This window comes from Hymenobacter montanus (assembly GCF_014699115.1).
GTDB classification, from domain to species: Bacteria; Bacteroidota; Bacteroidia; order Cytophagales; family Hymenobacteraceae; genus Hymenobacter; species Hymenobacter montanus.
In genome coordinates this window covers 15,777-33,851 of record NZ_JACXAD010000008.1, presented here as the reverse complement: position 1 = coordinate 33,851, position 18,075 = coordinate 15,777, and the positions used below count along the sequence as shown (strand labels likewise).

Here is an 18,075-nt window from a genome sequence, read left to right as displayed (position 1 = left end):
ATTCGCTTGCAAACCCAATCACTTCATCCCATAGTATCAGTTGAGCGGAGAGGTTGGTTAACTCTCTCTAACTCCGCATCTGCTTTATACGCAAGGACCTGCGAAGAAGAGGCACCGGTTATGCGCTGGCGTGACATCCGGCTCCCCGCTGCTGGGACTTTACGCCTGAAGCGAACCGGGGTCATACCCGGTAGGGCGGTACCTACCGGGTACGACCCCGCAGCAGTCACGTGAGGCTCTCTAGCTGGTGAAGCGATCGAAATGTGGCGGGGCATTCAACTCCCGTCTTAGAGCAGTTCTCAAGTCCGTGTACCGTTTTTTAGGAATTAAAAATTAAAAATGAAGAATTAAAAATTTGACCAGCCGATTTTTAATTCTTCATTTTTAATTCCTTCCTCCTATGCGAAAACTGCTCTAGATTAGCCGGGTAGCGGCGACAGCCCTTATTTATCAATCCGAAAACCCAGCCCAACTTGAACCAGCGTGCTCTCGGCTGATTTCTGATACGAAACGTTCAACGCCAGCGTCTCAACCACCGGGGCGATGTAGAAGCCGGCGCCGTAGCCCGTGTGCCAGCCGCCCGGCGAGCTGCCCTGGTAGTACACCCGGCCCTGATCGTAGAAGCCAAAAAGGCCGTAGTAGAAGGGCAGGAACCCATTTCGCACTTGGCCCAGGGCCAGGCGCAGCTCGGTGTTATAGTACAGGCTGGCATCACCACTGAAGCGGTTGCGGTAGTAGCCGCGCAAGCCTTCGCGCAGGCCCAGCGAGGCAAACTTGTAGAAGGGGATGTCGGCGTCGGAGCCATAGTTCTTAGCACCGCCACCTTTCACCACCAGCGTGACGGGGATGCCCAGCCGGGCCGTGCCGTAGTACTCGGCGAAGCCCTGGGTGAGGCCGAACGTGGTTCCGGCCCCGGAGAGCTGACGGTAGGTGTCGTGCTGGGCGCGCAGGCGCACCCCGTGCCGGGCGAATGACTGTCGGTCGCGCAGGTCGAGGTCGAACACGGCGTTCAGACTCAGCAGGCGCTGGGTGCTCGTATTGGGGCGAATGTCGCTGGTGCCCGGGGTCTGGTTGAGTACGCCCAGGTAGCTTTCCGGAGCGAAATCAGTAGCATAGTACTCGAACGTCGAGCCCAGGCGGAAGACGCTGCGTTGCAGAAACACCCGCTCCAGAAACCCATTCAGGGTCACGCCCCGGTAGCGGGCGCGGTAGAACCTGGCGTCGTACCGGTCCTGGTCCAGGGCAGTGTTGTTACCCAGCCCGAAGAAGTTATAGAATGGGAAATAGTTGCCGTAGCTGGCCGCGGTCCCCACGTCGACCTGGCCAATGGCGTAGCGGTGGCGGGTGCTGAAGGTGAGCTGGCGCTGCCCGCCGGTGCTCAGTTCGCCCAGCACCGAATACTGGTTCTTGAAGCCCGGCTTGCGGAAGCCCTGGCGCACGAAGGTGACGCCTGCGCTGGTCGTGAACCCATCGTTGCGGTTGTAGCCTAGTCCGATGCTGGGGCGGTAGGAATTATACTCAAACTGCTCCCGGTCGTAGGCATTCACGTCGGGGCGGGAGCTGGTACGATTATCGGCTTCCGGGCCGAGCTGCAGATTGGTATCGGGCACGTCGTACACTTTGGTGAGCGTGCGCAGGCCCCCGGCGCGCGAGTCGTCGGTGATGTGGTCCTTGCCGTCGCCGCCAATGATGCGCACCAGGATGCTGTGGCGGCCGCCGTCGCCGGTGACCTTGAACACGTCCCGGCCCCCGAGGCCGTAGACGCAAACCTCCTTGGTTTCCTGGGGCCGGAAAGTGCGGTCGAACAGCGCCGGGCCCTGCGGTTCCTCAGTGTCGCCGGCCCGGTCGAACATCTGCACCCGCACCTGGCCATCGGGCGTTCGGTTCACCAGAAAAACCTCGCCCTTGTTGGAGCCCACCACGTCGACGCGCTTGGCCAACAGCAGGTAGTACGCGTCGAGGGCCTTCGGTAACTCCTGGATGCGGGCTTTCAACTTACGGTTGATATCCTGGCCTGATAAGGATTGGATTTCAGGGGGAAACTTGGCCGTGGCCTCGTCGATTACTGCCGGCGTCAGCTTGGCTTGCAGATACTGGCCGGCCTCCTGCCATTGCGCGCGGCTGAGGCCCTGGAGCAGAAATCTATCGAGGTGGCGGGCGGGCCAGTTCAGACTTTTCAGGTCGTCGAAGTGCTCTCCAAAGTCTTCGATGCTGGGTACCGCCCACTCGCGGTTGGCGAGGTAAGTGAGCAAGCCATTCCAGCGGGTAAAAGACTGGTCCCGGTCGCGCGGGATGGGGCGGTAGAGCGTGCCGCCCCCCGGCTGTTTGTAGCCGGCCCACTTCCAGTTGTCTTCGTGCTTGCCGAAGTCGGCCACCAGCATGTCGAAGGCGCGGGCCCGCGCCAGGCCGGGGGCATCCACCCGGTTGTTGTGGTCTTTGTAGAGCTTACGAAACAGGCCGAAGCTGCGGGTTACTTCGTCGGCGCCGCCAAAGCCGGGCCGGTTGGGTTTGGGGTCCTTGGGGCTGTCTTCGAGCGTACCGAGCAGGCCCGCGTATTGCGCGCGGTAGGGCCCGAGCTGTTGGTTATCGGGCAGGCGGAACAGGCGGGGGCGGGCGTGCAGAATATTGGTCTGGTCGAGCAGGTGGCCGATGGGCAGGTTAGAGTACGGGTTGGCCGTGGCGGTGATGTCGCGCAGCACGTCGGCGGCAAAGGAAGTGCGCAGCTCCGGGGGCAGGATTTTGGTCACGTCCTTATCGACGGAGCGGAACACATACTCCGCGCTGTCGGCCGCAATGAGCTTGAGGGAAGTGGTTTGGCGACCCCCACCCTTACCGTAGGGGCGCAGGCCACCTTTTTCGGTGCGCAAATTGAGCGTGGGCACGGTTACCGGCTGCAGCCAGGAAGAGCGGTACAGCGGGCCCAGGAACAAGCGCTTGCTGAACGTGGGCTTGTACTCGGGGCCGGGTACCACGGTGGTGGTCGCCTGAAACGGAGCATCCGGCAGGCTCTCCGCTACGGTTTTGGCCGCCCCGGGGCACCCGTTGATGAAGGGGTTAACGGGTGCTGCCCCGGGGCGGCCTTCGGTGCAGGCGGAGCGAAACAGGGTGTTAGTGTACGCGTCCCGGGCGGGTTCATTACCACGGCCAAAGGTGTAAAAATGCGCCTTTACGGTGCCGTCGGCGTAGTATTCCAGCGTGGTGTAGCCCTCTTCGCTTTTGCTGTACAGCGCCTCGCCCTTGGCGCCCACGTGCTGGCTTTCGGCGAAGCTGCCGCTCACCACGTGGTAGTTGCCCTGCCAGGGCGTGAGCTGGAGGCTGTAGTCGTGCGCAGCTGCGTACACCACGCCGGGGTTACCGCGCAAGGTATTCAGCAACTCCTTACGCAGGTCCTGGTAGCCCGGATTGGCGAGGTCGCGCGGGGTACCCACGTTCTGGCGGTAAGCGGCGTAGATGGTGCCAAGCACGGGGGGGCTCAGGTGGCGCGACAGGGGCTCGTGGCCACCGTACACGCCGTTGGTCACCACGGGGTGGTGCCCCAGCAGCAGTACGTTCTTGCCCTTGGTGTCGTCAATGAGGTCCTGGAGCTGTTCGCGAAACTCCTCTTTGGTGAGGGTCTTGCAGTCGGTATCCGGGGCTTCGGGCCGGTCGAAGGGGTGCGTGAACCAGGGCGTGTTAATGGCGACTAGGCGCACCAGCGGAGCCACGTCGACAACCTCGGGGCCGGGGCACCCGTTGGTGGGCAGGAAGGCATTTTGGCCGGGCAGCTGCTTCTCGATGTACTTTTCGAGGCGACGAACGGCCTTCAGGCCGGCGGGGCCGGAGTTAGCCCAGTCTTTATCGCCGGGCAGGAAGTAAATTTTGCCCAGGGGCAGGCCTTTCACCAAGCCAATCAGGGCGTCGGCCCGGCTGCGCTCGGCCTGGGCCAGCGCGGTATCGCCCTTAGCAGCCAGGCCGGTGTTGCCAACGATGTCGCCGAGGTGCACCACCGTAAAGGGGGCGGTTTGCTGCTCCAGGGTTTGGCGCAGCAGCTGGAGGCGTCCAGCGGGTAAGTTGGCCTGGGCGGTGTTACCCAGCAGAAAAACGGTGTGGGCCGGTGAGGGGCTCTGCGCCGCAGCGGAGCTGGTAATCAGCAGGGAAGCAGCCAGTAAAAAGAGATAGATACGTTGCATAAAGGCGAATTATCTGCACTCTTACGGCGGCTGAGCCAAAAAGTAAACCTACTGCTAGGGTAAATGCCTGGCCGGCGCCTTGCTGAAGGCCGACCGTAGCCAGAGGGCTATTCCGCATGGCACGCCCACCCATAAGGCCTCGCTGCTCAACACCCGCAGCCCGGTGCCGCTGAAGAAAGCTCTGATGCCAATGGGTGACACCGCAATGGGCCGGAGGCCGAAAAAGTAGCGATGTTGGTCCCAGGGGCTGAAAAAGGCTACCCCCAGTCCGCCGGTGGTCATGGCATCGAGCACGCCGTGCGAGGCCGTAGCCAGAAACAGGAGCGCGGCCAACCGCCCCGGTGGGGGGCGGTGCGCCGCCCGGAAAAGCTGGCCCAGGCCCACGCCAACCACGGCAACAACTGCCGCCGCCAGCAGGGAGTGGGTCAGCCCGCGGTGGCCCCACAAGCTGTCGTAAGCCACCCCCAGCTTGTAGCCCACCGCATCCACGTCGGGCAAAGCGGCGCAGCCGGCGGCCACCACCCAGGCCGGCCAGTGCCGACGGTCGGGCAGCAGTAGTTTACCCAGGGTAGCGCCAAGGAAGGCATGACCAAATGCGGAAGCCATGTTCGATTTTTTAAATGGGGGATGAAGAAGCTCCCCTCCTTCGCTAAGGAAGGAGAATTTTGCCTACAGCAAAATTAGGGTATTAGGCGGTTGAATATGTCTAGCCTGTAGCGATTTTAGTAAGGATAATTCTTGTTTTTGATAGAGTATAGTGCCTCCATTTTGCTGCCTCTCGAACTAAGATATTAGTTGAATTGACTAAAAAATGTTTTTCTTTTGTTTCTGATGCTTTCGATTGCTTTTTACTTTTGCGATGTAATGATTATTGAGGTTCTTGTAGGAAGGTTCGATTATTTTATTTATTGTGTCGTTATATTTTATCTTTTGAATAAGGTAATTTATTATCTATAGTATTATTCAGCAAGTGGGTAATTGCACCTCCAAGGTGGAACAAACATTTCAGGAGCTACTGCAAGCTGATCACATAGCTTGTAAAGCTCTTCTTCTGTATTGAATCCTTGTAAATAATTGATTGAAATATCTTCGTCTATTTCTAGATCACTGTCATAAATTTGCAAGTCTTCAAATATTTTCCTTGACATTTCAAAGGCCAGTAAGCAATATTTGAAATGTAGAAATTTATTGAATAGTTCATAGATGTGTTTAACATCGTAGTGGCTCATGACATGCATACCAATCCATTTTCTTCTATCGGGACTGGTAGAGGTTATTTCTTGAGCAATAACTTTATAAGCATTCCAAGAAAAAAACAGCATACCAGATCTTCTCGGTTAATCTTTTCATTAGCAAGGGGTTTTGTATTTATTGAATTTGAAGTTTACAGTATAAAATTGCCGATCTGGGTTAGCCTAGTCAATTTTTTTGTCGTTCACCATCCTTTTTAACTTCGGATAGTTAGCTAAATACTCGTTGAAGAACGAATCTTGCTAATCCAAACATAGGTTCATCTATGCATCCAGGCAAGCTCGCGTGTAAATTGTGTTTTAATAATAATGGATATAGAGCTGTTGGCTTCTATGTAGGATCAAAAATTCTATAAGGCTACTAACGCAGGTGTTTACAGAGTTGTTATTAGTACTTATATCATAACCTTTGTCTAACCGGAATTTTATTTTTCTCTCTAGCAATGTTTTTAAGCATAATAAAGTGTAATCAGCATCAATTGGCAGATAATCGTGGCCTTGCTCGTCCTGCCATTCTTCGCCTGTGTGATATCTAAGAAATTCAATAGGTAAGTTCTTATGACCTATACATTCAACTAATGCTTCGTAAATATCACTAAAGTATCCATTCCACATACAAAACGTGTTAGGATATGTGAGTACTTCTCTTGATGGCGGCAAAATACCATAAGAATAGATGAAGCCAGGTTCAGTTAAGAACTTGCTTAAATAATCTCTATTCATAGTCGGTTTAGGAAATATAAGGCTTTACACTAAAGCTAGTTGTTATTGGGGTTTTCCTGATTTGCTAACGGACCCAAGTTGCGGAGAGCTGCAAAGGACGTGAAAAAATATATCCCATTTGAAACAGACGGAGGTTGAGCATCTAACACTTTGTTCCTTTCTCTGATCATGACCGAATAGACCATGGTAATGGAGTGCTGTGTGGATGATTTCCCCACCGCCCGCGGTTTCTGTAATAAATGAAGCTAAGTGCCTGCAGGGATGGCAGTTTCCAGGTTGTCGTTGCCTATCTGTTATCTGTAGCCTCCACCGCTCATATAGAGACCTGACTGACCTGGCTCGAAGCCAGCTCTTTCAGTACCTTGGGCACGCCGGTGCTCGCCGGCTCGGCTACGTAGCGTACGCCGCTTCGGCCGGCGGCCGGCTGGTGGGGGTCGATAACGAAAACCGGGCAGGCCGCGGGGGCGTAGTGCAGCAAGCCCGCGGCGGGGTACACTTGCAAAGAGGTCCCCACCACGAGCAGGGCATCGGCTGTGGTGACGGTTGCGGCGGCTTCTTCGATGGCAGGCACCAGCTCCCCAAACCACACGATGTGGGGGCGCAACTGGTGGCCATCGGGGGCGAGGTCGCCGAGCTGAATGTCGCCGGGGCAGTCGTACACGGTCTGCTCGTCGGCTACCGAGCGCATCTGGTTGAGCATGCCGTGCAGGTGAATAACGGCAGTGGAGCCGGCCCGCTCGTGCAGGTCATCCACGTTTTGGGTGATGATGGTGACGCGCCAGCCGGGCTCTTCCTCGAAGCCCGCCAGGGCTAGGTGGGCGGCGTTGGGGGCGACGGTGCGAGCCTGGGCCCGGCGCTGATTGTAAAAATCGAGCACCAGGGCCGGGTTGCGGGCAAAGCCTTCGGGCGAGGCCACATCCTCCACGCGGTGGTTTTCCCACAGCCCGTTAGTGTCGCGGAAGGTGCGGATGCCGGACTCGGCCGAGACGCCAGCGCCGGTGAGAACAACCAGGTGTTTGGTGGTGGGCATAGGAAAGGCGGGTTTAGCCAGGAAAGTGGCCGGGAAAGGCCGGAGCGGTGCCGCGCAAAGTAACAACAAGACCCACGGTGAATCCCCCGGCCAGATTACCCAGACCACGGCCCCGCTCTAAACCCGACTTTGAGCGGGGGCCGTAGCGTGTCGTTGCCAGGCGTAGAGGCCCGCCGCGAAGCCGGCGGCCAGGGCCGCTCCCAACCACTTTCGGCCGGCCCCCGCCGGTTGAGAGCTGCCCCAGCCCCCCGATATTTCCGTGCCGTGGGGGGCCGGGGCGGGGGCGAACACGCTGCCTTCGCTTATCGGAGCGGGCTGGGCCTGCCGCAGGTAGCGCTTGAGCAAGCGCAGCCCGGCCCACTGGGTGAGGCCCGGGGCCAGGGCGTAGGTGAGCCGCAGGGCCGTGGCCGTCCAGCCAACCATGGTAGTCGCCCGGGGCCGCTGAGCCAGGCCAACAATGGCATCAGCCACCTGCTGAGCCGGAAAAACCGGAGGCGCCGGCTTGATAACGCGCCCCGTATAATTGGCGCCGTGCTGAAAGCCGGGCGTGTCGATGTAGGCGGGGTGGACGTCACAAACGTGAATGTGGGGCTCCTCGCTCAACTCCGTGCGCAGGGTGTCCATCAGGCCCCGCGCCCCGTACTTGCTGGCGCTGTACGACACCGTGTAAGGTTCCGGCAGCCAGGCCCCGAGCGAAATGACATTGATCAGCGTGCCTCGTCGCTGCCGCCGGAAGTAGGGGAGCACCGCGTACGCCCCATACAGCGCCCCAAACAAATTGGTGCGCAGTACCTGCTCGTGCGCGGCCAGGGGCACGTTGGTGAAGGGCCCCACGGCGCCGATGCCGGCGTTGTTGACCCACACGTCGATGCGTCCGCCAAAGTCAGCGGCCGCCTGTGCCAGGCGTTGTACTGCTTGCGCGTCGGTAACGTCGGTGGGTACTGCCAGGGCCTGGGCCCCGAGGGCCTCGCATTCGGCCACCACCTCGGCCAGGACTTCGGCCCGGCGCGCGGCCAATACCAGGCGAGCGCCCTGCCGGGCGAAAGTGAGGGCCGTGGCCCGGCCAATACCGCTGGAGGCGCCGGTGATGACGACGGTAGCGCCGTGAAGGGATTGTTGCATGAGTTCGGTAGAGCTGGTGAGGGGATGATGAGGATAGAATTAAATAAAACGAGAAAGCCGTAGTTAGGTAACGGCCGAGCACCACTTGGGTTATAGACGAGCCGGGCTGATGATACGCTTTTCGGCGGGTGCCAACTCGTACGTTTTCTTACAAGCAAAAGGGTAAGGAGCGAATCTCAACCCAACCGCCTCGCACTTTCGAGGGGGCGAAGCTGGCTTGCTGAATCTTGGCAGACGGGATAAGCTGATTGAAAACCTCAACGGCTTTATTTGAGCGAGTTCGAGCGATTCAAAGACGGTATTGGCCGGAGTTGTCTGCGCCTTTCCTTGAAGAACCGCTCAACTGGGTTGAGTTCCGGACAGGCGGTGGGCAAATGGGTCAGCCTGATGGAGGTATTCTCTGTGAGCTTGACGGGTGGAGGCCCGGTCGGCAATCAAAAGGGTGGGTTGTCTGGGGCGTTACCCGAACTGCTGGAGAAAAGACCTAAACAGTTTTTGGTCATCAAGGTCATCCCGGTGCTTGCGTGTGATTATTTTTCAGATGAATCAGGTAATGGATTCTGTCGCGGTGAAGGAGCGTTTTTGTTGATTGCTGAGCTGGTGCAGCTTCTCAACGGATTCATTAAATTTCGCCTCCGTATTTTATGAATCAAAAATACACATCACGACTATAAGATTAGTTTGATAAAATCAATGAACTACGTACAGCGCTTTACGGAAATGGTGGGTGCATTACAAACCCAACCAGAGGTACAGTTACTTACCTTTTGCACTTTCCCGCCGGCTTCTGAAGATCAGCTGCTGGCAATAGAACAAGCACTTGGGTTTCCGTTGGATGAAGCCATTAAGGACTTCTACCGCCAAACGAATGGCTTGCAGCTAAGATGGATCATGAAAGCGAATCCAAAATTTGATTCAGAAGCGCACCAGTTCCAGGACGCACCTGAAGATTGGACATATGCTGCGTATGATTATTGGCCGGATGATGGCTCTGTCTTTCTTTGGCCCATTGATAAAGTTCTTTATTATGATTGGAAGGATTTTATTTATTTTGATGGGATGAATAATATTGATAAAGAGCGTTTTGCCGGCAAAACGTACGGCCTGCTTTCTTTCAAAGAAAAGATTAAGCCCTTTGATTTTTTTAGTAAGTACGAAAATATGTCCTTCTTCCTAGATGGTACGAGTAATCCACCAGTTATAATGGGAACCGACAACCAGGCTGTCTATACCGATTCTGTTGTTACCAATTTTACGTCGTACCTGGAGTTTTTGCTCTATACGAAAGGAATCGTGTTGGCAAGAGAAGCACTGTATTCAAAATACAACGGTCATGAAAAAGGCGTACTACAAACCGATGCATCCTATTTTGAAGGGTTACCGCCTATTGAGTTGGTTACCTATCATTCAGAGGAGGGTACTTTTGAATTGCCTTTTATAAAAAACTTCTGGACCTAGCTCTCAAAACCTAGCTGAAGAGGTGTCGAAGCCCGTTAGATTTCTACCATTGGCAGTTTGAAAGCTAACGAGGACCTTGCTATGTTGGCATTGTTACGATAGCCTTAGGCGAATAAAGCATAGGGATTCGATTGGGGCGCTTGGGTGGCCCTCCCAGTGCTATCTTGGCGGGCATTTAACGCTTTTTCCTGCGCAGCAGCATGCCCTCTGGCCATCACAACTCGCCCGGCGAAGAGCGCGCCCCCTCAGCTTTCAGCGGCGAGGCGCCCGCTCCGCCCGGGGCTCTTCCGCCCGAAACCACTCCCAGCCAGCGCCACCGCCTCAGCGGGGCCGTGGCCACCGCCGCCATTAAGCTGCTGCCCTTGATGACCTTGCTCGAGAGCATCCGGCCACAGGTAGCCAATGAGTCGGTGTTTCGCACCAGGCGCAAGAAAATCCGGGCCCACTTCGACCTCGTGTACGAAGAGTTGCAAGTCGAACGGCCGCGGCATCAGGCGCTCGCGCACGCCTTCCAGGCCCTGGCCGAGCTGGTGCGCGAAGAAACTAGGGACATCAGCCGGGACGAGCTAAAGCAGGCGGCAAAGGAAGTAGTACTGGCCACGCTGAAAAATGCCCCAGCCTTGCTCAATGCTGCGCACCAGGCGCGCCTATTGTCGTAAGAAGCGGAACCGGGCAATGCGCCCACCAGTGCTAAACGGAGGGACAAGCTGAAATCTCCAGTACAAGCTTCCGGCGGGTATCCGGGGTTGTTGCCGGCGGGAGCTGTTTAGCTCTCGCTGGGCGGCATGCGCTTGGCAAAGGCCTGTTGAAGAGCCTGCTTATAGGTGTTGCCCACGGGTAGGACCTCACCGCCCAGGTGCACGGCATTGGCCGCCAGCCGGTCAATTTTGTCGAGGGCGACCACGAACGATTTGTGAATGCGCACGAACCGCTGCGGGGGCAGCAACGCCAGTACGGCGCTGAGGGTTTCGTGCACCAGCACCGGGCGCTGGCCCTGCACGTGTAGCCGCACATAATTTCCCCAGCCCTCGAGGTGGGAGAGGGTGGCGAGCTGAAACTGCTGGATGTGCTTGCCCGACTTAAGAAACAATGCCGCCGGCTCCACCGCCGGAGCGGGGGCCGGGTCGGGCTGCGGCTGCCGGGCCTGGTGGAGAGCCACTACCCGGTTCACGGCTTTGAGAAACCGCCCGAAAGCAAAGGGCTTGAGTAGGTAATCACTGACGGCGAGCTCGTAGCCCACCAGAGCATACTCGGAGTAAGCCGTCGTGATAATGACGTGGGGTGGGTGGGGTAGGCTCCGCAGCAGATCCAGGCCATTGAGCACGGGCATGTTAATGTCGAGAAACAACAGGTCGATCGTGCCTTCCTGCAGGAAGGGCAGGGCTTCGAGGGCGTTGTTGCAGGTGTGCACCAGGTGCAGGGCATCGACGGTGCCAATAAACTTGACGAGGATATTCTGGGCCAACTCCTCGTCTTCGACAATCAAACAATTCAGCTTTGGCATGGGTCGTTAGCGGAGGTCGAGGTGAAGGCGCGCCCGGTACAGGGCCGGTTGGTTGTCGAGCTCAAGGGTATAGCGCCCGGGGTAGAGCAGCTCGAGGCGGCGCTGCACGTTGCGTAGGCCCACGGGCGTCCGCGACGGGCCTACTGCCAGCGGGGGGGCGGCCTGGGCCGGCTTGTTATTCTCGATAACGAAGTTCAGGGCAGTGGGGGCAGTTTGCACGGCAATGTGTACGCGAACGTGCTCGGCGAGCTGGCTGGCCCCGTGCTTGAAGCTGTTTTCGACGAAGGGCAGCAGCAGCATGGGCGCTACCAGCAGGTCGGTGGGGCCCTGCACGTCTAGCGCCACGGTGGCCCGGCGGCCCAGCCGCAGCTTTTCGAGCCAGAGATAGTTGTCGAGGTGGGCCAATTCCTGAGCTAGCAATACCTGGGGCTGGGCGGTTTGCTCCAGAATGTAGCGCATGAGGTCGGCCAGCTTGAGCACGACGTCCGGCGTTTGGGGCGAGTTGTCGAGGGCCAGCGAATAAAGGCTGTTGAGCGTGTTGAAGAGAAAGTGCGGGTTAATCTGGGCCTTGAGCACATGTAGCTCGGCCCGGGCCTGATTGGCTTGCAGCTCCTGGAAGTCGATTTGTTGTTGCACGTTGCGCCGGTAGAAACGGAGTATGCTGGAAATAATCAGAAAGCCAGCCGTATTGAATAGGTGCTGGAACAGGTTGGTTTTTATGATAATCAGCGCATTCAGGGCCGGGACGCTGAGCAGCGAGTTAACCCCGATTAACGCGACCAGCGCCCCAAAATAGCGGGCGTGGCCACCGGGCCGAAACAGGCGCGCCAGCAGCACGAAGTCGTGGACCAACACGGGCAGCATGTATGACGCTATCAGCAGCAGCGGCCCCCAGGGCTGCCGCAGGGGCTGGCCCGGCGCATGACCAGCGTACCAGTAGGTATAAGTCTGCCCGATAATGAAGGCCCAAAGTAGGCCGTGCAAAGTTCCCCGGCTGGTCAGCCACGCGGGTAGTTTGCCGCTAACAAAAGGTTTCATGTAAGCAAAGCTAGCCGGCGGCCGCCAGCTTCAATCCTTTTAGTGACCAACGGATTGCTGGCGGGGGCCAACGTCGTTAGCCGCCGCCAGCAACCCGTTGGTCCGGGATAAGACAGAGTTGGTCAATTATATGAGTAAGACACTAAAAATTAAGGGTTTGGCCTAGGAAATGGCCGCAATTTTGCAGCCGTTCGCTCAGCTTATTTATCCATTTTATTACGGCTTTTTCTCATGAAAAAAATAGTTCTCGGTGCGGGTCTTACCTTACTTAGCGTTGCGGCCTGCGCTCAATCGACCCCGCCTGCGGGCAACAACCCAGAGGAAGTTAAAACCTTGTTCGGGTCGGGCACCCGCCCCCGCTTTTTTGCGGCCGGCACCTTCCACTACTCCTCCCTGGCCGGCCGCGATGCCTGGTCGCTCGGTGGCCGAACCGGCGTGGTTCTGAACCGGACCTTTGCGCTGAGCCTGGGTGGCAGCTTTCTCACCGACAACCACTACCGTAACAGCAACGCCTGGACCTCCGCCTCCAACCAGCTGACGGTCGCTTATGGCGGCTTGTACCTCGAACCGCTGCTGCCCACCACGGGCCTCGTGCACCTGGCCTTTCCGGTGCTCATCGGCGGTGGCGCGGCCAGTAGCCGCGACTGGGACTACCCAACACCGGGCGCGACGCACTTTCATTCCGATGGGTTTTTCATCGTGGAGCCGGGCGTGAACGTGGAAGTAAACCTGACGCGGTTTCTAATAGTGGGGCTGGGGGCCACCTATCGTTACGCGCCCAACTTCAAGCTGCCGGGCGTGTCGGATACGGCACTCAACAGCTTCACCACGGGCCTGACCTTAAAGGTTGGTAATTTTTAAGGACCTCCGCCGCCTTTAACCACCCAGTGAGCAATGAGCACTCCGCGAAAAATTATGGACCTGAGTAACACTACGCGGCGGCTGCCTGCCGGGGCCCTGCTGGCCCTGTGCCTCAGTGGCCTGGCCCTAGCCAGCTGCGATCGAAACGACGACTACGACCTCGGCGCGGCTACGCCCCTACAAGGTCAGGTTTTGGACGTAACTACGGGCCAAGCGGTGCCCCTGGCCACGGTGCGACTGCTGGCGCGCCGCTCGGCGGCGCAACCCGACAGCATCACGGAAGAGATAGAGGCCGACGCTCAAGGCAACTTCTCGTTTGCGCCCGTTCTCGACCCCGCGCAAACGTACACGCTCAGCGCGCTGCTGCCTGGTACCTATCGGGCCGATCAGCCCGTACCCGTAAAACGGACCCGTCTGGGCCAGTTGAAGCTGTACCTGCGCCCGGCCCCTAATGCCTTTCAGCAACAACTCGACCAGCTAATAGGCCAGTTGGCGGCCACGCCACTACCCACTGAGCAGCGCAACGGTTACCGGGTGACCTTCGGCAACCTGCCGCCCCAGTGGACGCGGCTCATCAAGCTCGACATGACGCGCCAGTGGCAACCCATCGGCCAGCGGGGCATGAACTACTTCGCCATCGGCCGCGCCGAAAACGACAACGCCTTCTCCAACCGCACCAACCTCAATTCCAAGTACTACCAGGCCTGGGTGGGTGCCTACGTTGTCGATGGCACCGCGGACCTATTCGATGGCGTTCCCAATGCCGACATTAACGCCACTATCCGAGCCGGTATGCCCCAGATGCTGGCCCGCATTGCCCGGTTCAGCGAGCTAGACCAGGCGGGCTGGCTGACCGCTGCCGGCGACCCCAGTCCACTGGCCAGTACCGGACCGTCGACCAAGGTGGGTGAGGTAAATAAATTCGGGCTGACCATTCCGCTATACGCGGCCACGCAAGCCTCGCACAGCGACCTGACCACGGCTACCAACGAAATTTCTGAGCTGATCGGGATGCCGCCGGCCGCCATTTGGCAAAATAAAGTGGGGGCTTACCATCCCGTCTCGCTGAATGTATACTACTTACCTTTCTACGATGCCGAGAAAAGGCTGCTCGTAATTGGTTACGCCGCCAGCGCCAACTATACCACCCGGCAAGGCAACCGGCGCGACAACGAAGACAAGCTGAAGGAGCAGCTTCTGAACATCCTCAAAAGCATCGAGCTAGTGCGGCTGTAGTGCGGCAGCCGCTGACCAGAAAATTTCTTCAGCAGCAAAGGCCCGGTCGGCAGGACCGGGCCTTTGCTCGTATTAGGCCCGGCCTATGCGACAATTACCCGCTGATTGATTTTTTTTAGCGACGGCATAGGGGTATTGCGGCAGCTGTGTATCTACTCTCCAAACCCACTTTTCTATTTTATGAAACAACGTTTCCTGCTGCTGGGGACCGCCGCACTGCTGGTGGCGGCTCCAATAGCCTCAGTTGCTCAAACCCTGCCCGCTGCCTCGCCACCCACTGGCCGCGCCACGGGGGCCCGCACGACGCTCAGCGGTTACCTCAAAGACGCCGCTACGGGCGAGGCCCTCATTGGGGCCACCGTCTTTGTAAAGAGCCTGGGGGCCGGGGCCACGGCCAATGAGTACGGCTTCTATTCGCTTACCGTGCCGCCGGGTCGCTACACCTTCACGTACACCTACGTGGGCTACGCCCCCGTGGAGGAGACGCTGGACCTGACGGCCAGCCTGGTACACTCGGTGAAATTGAGTACGAAGGGCGTAGAAACGGCCGAGGTCGTGGTGACGGGCAAGGTGCCCGACCAGAACGTGCGTAGCACCGAGGTCGGCGTGGCCCGCCTCGATGCCCGGGCTATTAAGCTGGTGCCGGCGCTGCTCGGCGAGGCCGACCTGGTACGCGCCGTTCAGCTGCTGCCGGGCGTGAGCACCGTAGGCGAGGGGGCCACCGGCTTCAACGTGCGCGGCGGGGGCATCGACCAGAACCTGATTCTGATGGACGAGGCGCCGGTGTATAATTCCTCGCACTTGTTCGGGCTGTTCTCGGTGTTTAACCCCGATGCGGTGAAGGACGTGAAGTTGGTGAAGGGCGGCATTCCGGCGGCCTACGGCGGGCGACTCTCCTCGCTGCTCGACATTCGGATGAAGGACGGTAACTCGCAGCGGCTCTCGGCCAATGGTGGCATCGGGCTGGTATCGAGCCGCTTGGCCGTCGAGGCCCCCATCGTGAAGGATAAAGGCTCATTCATGGTGGCCGGGCGGCGCTCCTACGCCGACCTGTTCCTCAAAGCCGTGCCGGAACAGAAAGATAACCAAGCGTATTTCTACGACTTATCGGCCAAGGCCAACTATACGCTGGGCGAGCAGGACCGCCTTTTCCTGTCGGGCTACTTCGGGCGCGACGTGTTCAAGTTCGGAAAGGTGTTCCAGAACAGCTGGGGCAACCAGACCGGCACGCTGCGCTGGAACCACGTGTTCAACAGCCGCCTGTTTATGAATGTGACGGCGCTGGCCAGCCGCTACGACTACGGGCTGGGCGTGCCCACCGGTACCCAGGGGTTTGACTGGAAGTCGGATATCACTGACTACAGCGCCAAGGCTGACTTCGAGTTCTTCCGTAACCCCCAGAGCGTGGTGCGCTTCGGCGCCAGCAGCATTTTCTACACCTTTCAGCCGGGCCACGTGGTGCCGACGGAGGACAAGTCCATCTACCGCGAGCTGCGCCTGCAAGAACAGCGAGGTACCGAGTGGGCCGCTTACCTCGACGAGGAGCGCAGCTTTGGCCCCGTGTTCTCGGTGCAGTACGGGCTGCGGGCTACCCTGTTTGAGAACCGCAGCACGGGCACGTTCTACGACTACGAAGGAACCCTCGGCCAGCAGCTGACGCCGGTAAACCCGCAAACCTACGGCTCCGGCCGGCCCCTGGGCCGCTACCCCAACCTGGAGCCCCGCCTGTCGGCCCGCTACGCGCTGAGTGAGAGCTCCTCGCTTAAGTTCGGCTACAACCGCATGGTGCAGTACATCCACCTCATCAGCAATACCACGGCCGCCACGCCGCTCGACGTGTGGCTGCCCAGTACCCGCAACGTGAAGCCCGAGCACGCCGACCAGCTCAGCCTGGGCTACTTCCGCAACTTCAAGAATAACGCCTACGAAACGTCGGTGGAGGTATTTGGCAAGCGGATGGACAACCAAATTGATTACATCGCCGGCGCCAACACCCTGCTCAACCAGAACCTCGAAGGCGAGCTGCTCTACGGCCGGGGACGGGCCTACGGGGCTGAATTCTACATAAAGAAGAACGAGGGCCGCCTCACCGGCTGGCTGAGCTACACCCTAAGCCGCTCCGAGCGCCAGATTGACGGCATCAACCAGAACAACTGGTACGCTAACAAGTACGACAAAACCCACGTGCTGGCGCTGGTGGGCGTGTACGCGGTGTCGGACCGCCTCTCCTTGTCGTCCACGTTCAACTACAGCACCGGCGTGGCCACCACCGTGCCCGACAGCCGCTACGTGTACCAGGGCCTGGTGGTGCCCAACGTGAATGGCGACGTGCGCAACAACTTCCGCGTGCCGGCTTACCACCGACTCGACCTGGCCGCCACGCTCCAGCAGAAGCCGCACCCGAACCGGCGCTGGCAGGGCAGCTGGGTGTTCAGCATCTACAATGTGTACGCCCGCCGCAACGCCTTCGGCATCTACTTCCGCCAGAACGAGGATAACCCCACCCGAACGGAAGCCGTCCGCCTGTCGGTGTTTGGCTCGCTGTTGCCCAGCGCCACCTACAACTTCAACTTCTAAATTCTTTAGTTGTGTTTTGCTGATTGTCAGCTGGTAGTGATTATAAAGGACAGATAGTCAAGTACCAAATCCTGACAACCGACAACCAGCAATCGACTGCTTAATCACTCATTCGCTATGAACCGTTTCCTTCTTTTATTAGCTGCTGGCCTGGCCAGTTGCGGCCTGAGCAGCTGCCTCGACGTGGTGCCCCTGGATGTGCCCAAGGCCACCCCGCTGCTCTCCGTCGATGGCCAGATTACCGACCAGGGGACACCGGCCGCCGTGACCCTTTCGCTCACCCAGCCATACTTCAACGACGCGCCCCCCCCGCCCGTGACGGGGGCCACGCTCACCCTCGAAGATGACCAGGGGCGGCGCGACGTGCTGGTCGAAGAACTGCCCGGCTACTACCGGGGCAGCGGCACCGTGCTCGGCCGTATCGGCGGGCGCTACACCCTGACTATCGTAACTGACGGCCAGACTTACCGCGCCGAAACGGAGATTCGGCGCACGCCCTCAATCGACAGAATTGAGATCCAGTTCAAGGAAAAGCAGACTGATTACGATGAAGGCTATTATGCTTTCTACTACGGCCCCGAGCTGCCCGGCGTGGGCGACTACTACCGCTTCAGGATCTATAAGAACGGCGTCTTATTCAATAAGCCCGGCGACCTCATCGTCAGCTCCGATGAACTAGTAGATGGCCGCTACATCGGCGAACTCCGATTGAACGATAAACCGCTGGTGCGGGGCGATAGAATTGATGTTGAGTTGCTGTCGATTCCGCGCGACTACTACTATTTTCTGAATGAGATGGTCACGCAGATAAATAACGTCGGCTTATTCGCCACCAGCCCCGCTAACGTACGCACCAACGTGCGTAACACCCAGGCTGGCTCCGGCAAAACGGCCGTCGGCTACTTCGCTGGCTATACGGTACGCACCGCTTCGGCCACGGTAAACTAAGCAAGCCTTAGAAGCTGTTCAAGTTAGTTTTTCTCTGAAAATCAGGTCATTACCAATGCATTTGCCGCCTTTTGGCGCGTTTGAAGACCCCCTGAATAGTTGCTTCAGCGCACGGCCAGGCTGAAAAGGTGGTCCAACCGCAGGAAGAACTAACTTAAA

General features: G+C 58.4%; 15 protein-coding genes. 7 read left to right on the top strand and 8 right to left on the bottom strand.

Going from position 1 to position 18,075, the window contains the following annotated elements:
• Nucleotides 1-443: 443 nt before the first annotated feature.
• The 6 genes from IC235_RS08790 to IC235_RS08765 all read right to left on the bottom strand — a co-directional run bounded on the left by IC235_RS08790 (nt 444) and on the right by IC235_RS08765 (nt 8,294).
• Nucleotides 444-4,169 carry a BamA/TamA family outer membrane protein gene (locus IC235_RS08790; RefSeq protein WP_191004806.1) on the bottom strand — a complete coding sequence of 1,242 codons (3,726 nt, stop codon included), beginning with the start codon at nt 4,167-4,169 and terminating at the stop codon, nt 444-446.
• 54 nt (nt 4,170-4,223) lie between these two features.
• Nucleotides 4,224-4,775 (bottom strand): metal-dependent hydrolase, encoded by a 552-nt coding sequence (locus tag IC235_RS08785; RefSeq protein ID WP_191004805.1) that lies wholly within the window; start codon nt 4,773-4,775, stop codon nt 4,224-4,226.
• Nucleotides 4,776-5,128: 353 nt separating this feature from the next.
• On the bottom strand, nt 5,129-5,491 hold the full coding sequence (locus IC235_RS08780; protein WP_191004804.1) for a hypothetical protein: 363 nt from the start codon (nt 5,489-5,491) through the stop codon (nt 5,129-5,131).
• 228 nt (nt 5,492-5,719) lie between these two features.
• The gene (locus tag IC235_RS08775; protein WP_191004803.1) at nt 5,720-6,142 is read right to left on the bottom strand and encodes a hypothetical protein; all 423 of its coding nucleotides are present in this window, start codon (nt 6,140-6,142) and stop codon (nt 5,720-5,722) included.
• 313 nt (nt 6,143-6,455) lie between these two features.
• On the bottom strand, nt 6,456-7,172 hold the full coding sequence (locus IC235_RS08770; RefSeq protein ID WP_191004802.1) for a Sir2 family NAD-dependent protein deacetylase: 717 nt from the start codon (nt 7,170-7,172) through the stop codon (nt 6,456-6,458).
• Between the two features lie 117 nt (nt 7,173-7,289).
• Nucleotides 7,290-8,294, bottom strand: coding sequence for an SDR family oxidoreductase (locus IC235_RS08765; protein ID WP_191004801.1), 1,005 nt, complete (start codon nt 8,292-8,294; stop codon nt 7,290-7,292).
• Between the two features lie 270 nt (nt 8,295-8,564).
• Between IC235_RS08765 and IC235_RS08760 the strand changes: the two genes are divergently transcribed.
• The 3 genes from IC235_RS08760 (at nt 8,565) to IC235_RS08750 (ending at nt 10,411) form a co-directional block, all read left to right on the top strand.
• Nucleotides 8,565-8,942 carry a hypothetical protein gene (locus IC235_RS08760; RefSeq protein ID WP_191004800.1) on the top strand — a complete coding sequence of 126 codons (378 nt, stop codon included), beginning with the start codon at nt 8,565-8,567 and terminating at the stop codon, nt 8,940-8,942.
• Between the two features lie 45 nt (nt 8,943-8,987).
• Nucleotides 8,988-9,752, top strand: a complete 765-nt coding sequence (locus IC235_RS08755; RefSeq protein ID WP_191004799.1) for an SMI1/KNR4 family protein — start codon at nt 8,988-8,990, stop codon at nt 9,750-9,752.
• 200 nt (nt 9,753-9,952) lie between these two features.
• Nucleotides 9,953-10,411: a hypothetical protein gene (locus IC235_RS08750; RefSeq protein WP_191004798.1), complete on the top strand. Its 459-nt coding sequence runs from the start codon at nt 9,953-9,955 to the stop codon at nt 10,409-10,411.
• Nucleotides 10,412-10,518: 107 nt separating this feature from the next.
• Here the strand turns inward: IC235_RS08750 and IC235_RS08745 are convergent, their stop codons facing one another.
• Nucleotides 10,519-11,256, bottom strand: coding sequence for a LytR/AlgR family response regulator transcription factor (locus IC235_RS08745; RefSeq protein WP_191004797.1), 738 nt, complete (start codon nt 11,254-11,256; stop codon nt 10,519-10,521).
• 6 nt (nt 11,257-11,262) lie between these two features.
• Nucleotides 11,263-12,294 carry a sensor histidine kinase gene (locus tag IC235_RS08740; protein ID WP_191004796.1) on the bottom strand — a complete coding sequence of 344 codons (1,032 nt, stop codon included), beginning with the start codon at nt 12,292-12,294 and terminating at the stop codon, nt 11,263-11,265.
• Between the two features lie 231 nt (nt 12,295-12,525).
• Here IC235_RS08740 and IC235_RS08735 point away from each other — a divergent pair, with 231 nt between their 5' ends.
• The 4 genes from IC235_RS08735 (at nt 12,526) to IC235_RS08720 (ending at nt 17,916) form a co-directional block, all read left to right on the top strand.
• Entirely contained in the window at nt 12,526-13,155 is a 630-nt protein-coding gene (locus tag IC235_RS08735) for a hypothetical protein (RefSeq protein ID WP_191004795.1), read from the top strand.
• 33 nt (nt 13,156-13,188) lie between these two features.
• Nucleotides 13,189-14,391 carry a peptidase associated/transthyretin-like domain-containing protein gene (locus tag IC235_RS08730; RefSeq protein ID WP_191004794.1) on the top strand — a complete coding sequence of 401 codons (1,203 nt, stop codon included), beginning with the start codon at nt 13,189-13,191 and terminating at the stop codon, nt 14,389-14,391.
• 180 nt (nt 14,392-14,571) lie between these two features.
• On the top strand, nt 14,572-16,968 hold the full coding sequence (locus tag IC235_RS08725; RefSeq protein WP_191004793.1) for a TonB-dependent receptor: 2,397 nt from the start codon (nt 14,572-14,574) through the stop codon (nt 16,966-16,968).
• A gap of 117 nt (nt 16,969-17,085) precedes the next feature.
• On the top strand, nt 17,086-17,916 hold the full coding sequence (locus IC235_RS08720; RefSeq protein WP_191004792.1) for a DUF4249 domain-containing protein: 831 nt from the start codon (nt 17,086-17,088) through the stop codon (nt 17,914-17,916).
• Nucleotides 17,917-18,075: the final 159 nt, after the last annotated feature.